Origin of the sequence: Enterobacter sp. 01-M-02-SI-ECC, assembly GCF_047530595.1 — a bacterium.
GTDB classification, from domain to species: Bacteria; Pseudomonadota; Gammaproteobacteria; order Enterobacterales; family Enterobacteriaceae; genus Enterobacter; species Enterobacter cloacae_M.
Genome location: NZ_JBLKCZ010000067.1, coordinates 1 through 3,335, shown reverse-complemented (window position 1 = coordinate 3,335; position 3,335 = coordinate 1). Strand labels below are relative to the sequence as shown.

General features: G+C 54.0%; 3 protein-coding genes and 2 pseudogenes. All 5 read right to left on the bottom strand.

Annotated features, from left to right (window positions below; genetic code table 11):
* Positions 1–98: 98 nt before the first annotated feature.
* Positions 99–398, bottom strand: a pseudogene (locus tag ACMWLG_RS25470) (GNAT family N-acetyltransferase); the annotation flags it as partial.
* A gap of 127 nt (positions 399–525) precedes the next feature.
* Positions 526–1,365 carry a sulfonamide-resistant dihydropteroate synthase Sul1 gene (gene sul1 / locus ACMWLG_RS25465; RefSeq protein ID WP_000259031.1) on the bottom strand — a complete coding sequence of 280 codons (840 nt, stop codon included), beginning with the start codon at positions 1,363–1,365 and terminating at the stop codon, positions 526–528.
* Positions 1,359–1,706 (bottom strand): quaternary ammonium compound efflux SMR transporter QacE delta 1, encoded by a 348-nt coding sequence (locus ACMWLG_RS25460; protein ID WP_000679427.1) that lies wholly within the window; start codon positions 1,704–1,706, stop codon positions 1,359–1,361. Before ACMWLG_RS25460 ends, sul1 begins: the two co-directional genes overlap by 7 nt.
* 116 nt (positions 1,707–1,822) lie before the next feature.
* Positions 1,823–2,656, bottom strand: a pseudogene (locus ACMWLG_RS25455) (AadA family aminoglycoside 3''-O-nucleotidyltransferase).
* A 92-nt stretch (positions 2,657–2,748) separates the two neighbouring features.
* On the bottom strand, positions 2,749–3,222 hold the full coding sequence (gene dfrA1, locus ACMWLG_RS25450) for a trimethoprim-resistant dihydrofolate reductase DfrA1 (RefSeq protein ID WP_061811564.1): 474 nt from the start codon (positions 3,220–3,222) through the stop codon (positions 2,749–2,751).
* Between the last annotated feature and the right edge of the window lie 113 nt (positions 3,223–3,335).

Sequence of the window (3,335 nt, the reverse complement as noted above, 5' to 3'; positions counted from 1 at the left end):
ATCCCCTGGGCGAAATGCGCCTGGTAAGCAGAGTTTTTGAAATGTAAGGCCTTTGAATAAGACAAAAGGCTGCCTCATCGCTAACTTTGCAACAGTGCCGTCCGTCGCACCGCGAGCTTGTGCAGATATGCGGCCTCCCCCTTGAGGGCGTCGGGCCAGAACTCGGGATCCTCGGCCGACAAGGTGCAACAGCCGACGATGCCGTCGCTGCAACTCGCGACTAGGAGCTCGGATCTCAGGACGAAGGTCTCCGCGAATGTCCGGTCGATCCGCGCGACGTCCCAGGCGGGCGTTCCCTTGGCGGACATCCACGCCGCAGCGTCGTGCATCAGCCGCACAACCTCGTCGATATCACCCGAGCAGGCGACCCGAACGTTCGGAGGCTCCTCGCTGTCCATTCGCTCCCCTGGCGCGGTATGAACCGCCGCCTCATAGTGCAGTTTGATCCTGACGAGCCCAGCATGTCTGCGCCCACCTTCGCGGAACCTGACCAGGGTCCGCTAGCGGGCGGCCGGAAGGTGAATGCTAGGCATGATCTAACCCTCGGTCTCTGGCGTCGCGACTGCGAAATTTCGCGAGGGTTTCCGAGAAGGTGATTGCGCTTCGCAGATCTCCAGGCGCGTGGGTGCGGACGTAGTCAGCGCCATTGCCGATCGCGTGAAGTTCCGCCGCAAGGCTCGCTGGACCCAGATCCTTTACAGGAAGGCCAACGGTGGCGCCCAAGAAGGATTTCCGCGACACCGAGACCAATAGCGGAAGCCCCAACGCCGACTTCAGCTTTTGAAGGTTCGACAGCACGTGCAGCGATGTTTCCGGTGCGGGGCTCAAGAAAAATCCCATCCCCGGATCGAGGATGAGCCGGTCGGCAGCGACCCCGCTCCGTCGCAAGGCGGAAACCCGCGCCTCGAAGAACCGCACAATCTCGTCGAGCGCGTCTTCGGGTCGAAGGTGACCGGTGCGGGTGGCGATGCCATCCCGCTGCGCTGAGTGCATAACCACCAGCCTGCAGTCCGCCTCAGCAATATCGGGATAGAGCGCAGGGTCAGGAAATCCTTGGATATCGTTCAGGTAGCCCACGCCGCGCTTGAGCGCATAGCGCTGGGTTTCCGGTTGGAAGCTGTCGATTGAAACACGGTGCATCTGATCGGACAGGGCGTCTAAGAGCGGCGCAATACGTCTGATCTCATCGGCCGGCGATACAGGCCTCGCGTCCGGATGGCTGGCGGCCGGTCCGACATCCACGACGTCTGATCCGACTCGCAGCATTTCGATCGCCGCGGTGACAGCGCCGGCGGGGTCTAGCCGCCGGCTCTCATCGAAGAAGGAGTCCTCGGTGAGATTCAGAATGCCGAACACCGTCACCATGGCGTCGGCCTCCGCAGCGACTTCCACGATGGGGATCGGGCGAGCAAAAAGGCAGCAATTATGAGCCCCATACCTACAAAGCCCCACGCATCAAGCTTTTGCCCATGAAGCAACCAGGCAATGGCTGTAATTATGACGACGCCGAGTCCCGACCAGACTGCATAAGCAACACCGACAGGGATGGATTTCAGAACCAGAGAAAGAAAATAAAATGCGATGCCATAACCGATTATGACAACGGCGGAAGGGGCAAGCTTAGTAAAGCCCTCGCTAGATTTTAATGCGGATGTTGCGATTACTTCGCCAACTATTGCGATAACAAGAAAAAGCCAGCCTTTCATGATATATCTCCCAATTTGTGTAGGGCTTATTATGCACGCTTAAAAATAATAAAAGCAGACTTGACCTGATAGTTTGGCTGTGAGCAATTATGTGCTTAGTGCATCTAACGCTTGAGTTAAGCCGCGCCGCGAAGCGGCGTCGGCTTGAACGAATTGTTAGACATTATTTGCCGACTACCTTGGTGATCTCGCCTTTCACGTAGTGGACAAATTCTTCCAACTGATCTGCGCGCGAGGCCAAGCGATCTTCTTCTTGTCCAAGATAAGCCTGTCTAGCTTCAAGTATGACGGGCTGATACTGGGCCGGGCGCCATTGCCCAGTCGGCAGCGACATCCTTCGGCGCGATTTTGCCGGTTACTGCGCTGTACCAAATGCGGGACAACGTAAGCACTACATTTCGCTCATCGCCAGCCCAGTCGGGCGGCGAGTTCCATAGCGTTAAGGTTTCATTTAGCGCCTCAAATAGATCCTGTTCAGGAACCGGATCAAAGAGTTCCTCCGCCGCTGGACCTACCAAGGCAACGCTATGTTCTCTTGCTTTTGTCAGCAAGATAGCCAGATCAATGTCGATCGTGGCTGGCTCGAAGATACCTGCAAGAATGTCATTGCGCTGCCATTCTCCAAATTGCAGTTCGCGCTTAGCTGGATAACGCCACGGAATGATGTCGTCGTGCACAACAATGGTGACTTCTACAGCGCGGAGAATCTCGCTCTCTCCAGGGGAAGCCGAAGTTTCCAAAAGGTCGTTGATCAAAGCTCGCCGCGTTGTTTCATCAAGCCTTACGGTCACCGTAACCAGCAAATCAATATCACTGTGTGGCTTCAGGCCGCCATCCACTGCGGAGCCGTACAAATGTACGGCCAGCAACGTCGGTTCGAGATGGCGCTCGATGACGCCAACTACCTCTGATAGTTGAGTCGATACTTCGGCGATCACCGCTTCCCTCATGATGTTTAACGCCTGGCACAGCGGATCGCAAACCTGGCGCGGCTTTTGGTACAAAAGGCGTGACAGGTTTGCGAATCCGTTGCTGCCACTTGTTAACCCTTTTGCCAGATTTGGTAACTATAATTTATGTTAGAGGCGAAGTCTTGGGTAAAAACTGGCCTAAAATTGCTGGGGATTTCAGGAAAGTAAACATCACCTTCCGGCTCGATGTCTATTGTAGATATATGTAGTGTATCTACTTGATCGATCAGGATTTTGTATATCTCCCCACCACCTGAAACAATGACATGATCCGTTATTTTCTTTAGGTTGGTTAAAGCATCTTTAATTGATGGAAAGATCACTACGTTCTCATTGTCAGATGTAAAACTTGAACGTGTTACGACCGCATACTTTCGGTTGGGTAATGCTCCCATTGATTCAAAAGTCTTGCGTCCAACCAACAGCCATTGGTTATAGGTAATAGCTTTAAACAGGAGCTGTTCACCTTTGGCACTCCATGGAATATCAGGGCCATTCCCGATAACTCCATTCTTCGATATAGCTACCATTAGTGATAGTTTCACAATTCTTCCTCAGAGGTTAACTTTGTTTTAGGGCGACTGCCCTGCTGCGTAACATCGTTGCTGCTCCATAACATCAAACATCGACCCACGGCGTAACGCGCTTGCTGCTTGGA

Coding starts and splice junctions, on each gene's coding strand:
- sul1 (WP_000259031.1), bottom strand. CDS start 1,365: ATGGTGACGGTGTTCGGCATTCTGAATCTCACCGAGGACTCCTTCTTC.
- ACMWLG_RS25460 (WP_000679427.1), bottom strand. CDS start 1,706: ATGAAAGGCTGGCTTTTTCTTGTTATCGCAATAGTTGGCGAAGTAATC.